This window comes from Paenibacillus tyrphae (genome assembly GCF_024158745.1).
Taxonomy (GTDB): Bacteria; Bacillota; Bacilli; order Paenibacillales; family NBRC-103111; genus Paenibacillus_G; species Paenibacillus_G tyrfis_A.
The window spans coordinates 1-1,427 of the sequence record NZ_JAMZAW010000062.1 but is presented as its reverse complement, the minus strand read 5'-3'; the positions used below and the strand labels follow the sequence as shown (position 1 = coordinate 1,427).

1 protein-coding gene is annotated in these 1,427 nt (G+C 43.9%); it reads left to right on the top strand.

The genetic code is table 11. From position 1 onward, the window contains the following. The first annotated feature begins 131 nt into the window (after positions 1–131). A complete protein-coding gene (locus NI000_RS36485; RefSeq protein WP_253416166.1) occupies positions 132–1,271 on the top strand; it encodes an IS4 family transposase in 1,140 nt (379 codons plus the stop codon). Positions 1,272–1,427 lie beyond the last annotated feature (156 nt).

The following is a 1,427-nucleotide window of genomic DNA, read 5'->3' as shown; positions in this document are numbered from 1 at the left end:
CACTAGCGTTGCATTAATTTTCTCTGAATGTTCATAATTTTCTATTTCCTTAAAGTTTAAGCACAAAAAAATCCTTTACAATGAAATGGCAGGTAGTACCTGTCCATAATTCACTGAAAAGGATTAAGCACATGGACAAGGATACCTTATTTTCTTCATTTGGTAAATGGCTAGCGCCGATTTGTACGAAAACATTCAAAGATCGCATTGAAACCACACATCAGGATAAATATGTTAAAAAGCTAACAACACTGGCTTATTTGAAACTTTTCCTGCATGCGCAGCTTCAGCAGCGTGATGGGTTACGGGAGATTGCGGACGATGTATTGTCCGAAGAGTTCCAAAAGGAACTAGGTTTGAACTCGATTTCCGCATCTCAATTAAGCCGCAAACATAATCAAGTGGATTCCTGCCTGTTAGAACAGGTCTTTGCCGAACTGGTCACTCGAATTCAAAGGCAGGCGGGTTCCTTCAAGTGCCGAAATGGCTTTAAAATCGTCGATTCAACGACCATCGGACTGTGCCTGCAAAAGTACAAGTGGGCGATCTTTCGCAAAACCAAAGCCGGAATCAAGATTCATTTGCGTCTGGTCTTTGTGGGCCCTGAAGACATTGTTCCTGAAAAAGCCGTGATGACGCCAGCCCGGAAAAACGACCGTACACAGATGGATTCCCTCATCGAGGAAAAAGGCGTCACTTACGTGTTTGACCGCGGCTACGTCGATTATTTCACCTTCGACCGATACTGCGATGAGGGCATTTTCTTCGTCACGCGATTGAAGAAAAATGCCATAATCCGCCCCATCGATTCGTTCAAACTTCCGCCGGATAGCAAGGTGTTATCCGATGGGATGGTGTATATCGGCACTCCGCAAAAGCGGATGGAAAATGTCTTGAGGCTGATTCATACGATTGATTCGGAAGGCAGTCCACTGATGATTGTAACCAATCGTTTTGATCTGGATGCGGATGAAATCGGTGAGATGTACCGGAAACGTTGGGCCATAGAGACGTTTTTTAAATGGATGAAACAACACATCCGGATTAAATCGTTCTACGGCACAAGCGAACGCGCGGTTATGAATCAAGTATGGATTGCACTCATCGCCTTCTGTTTATTGGTATTGGTCAAACAGGAAACGGGGTCATCACACCCCTTGCTACAGTTGTATCGTTGGCTAAAAGTGCTGCTTTGGAAGCCGTTCAACATGTGGCTGGAACGGATTGAGCTTCGGCCTAGCCGAACCTCAGTTGGGCGAAGAAAGAAATAGCTTTTCTGGTGTGTAGCAATAAGTAATAAATGTATACGTTTACCAAATGGGCAGAACTACCTTTAACGAGCGTTCGACCTTTTGGGATATCGGGTAAAAATAATATTTCAGAATTTTTCGATATCTCTAGTGTCCAACTTTTATGCAACGCTAGTG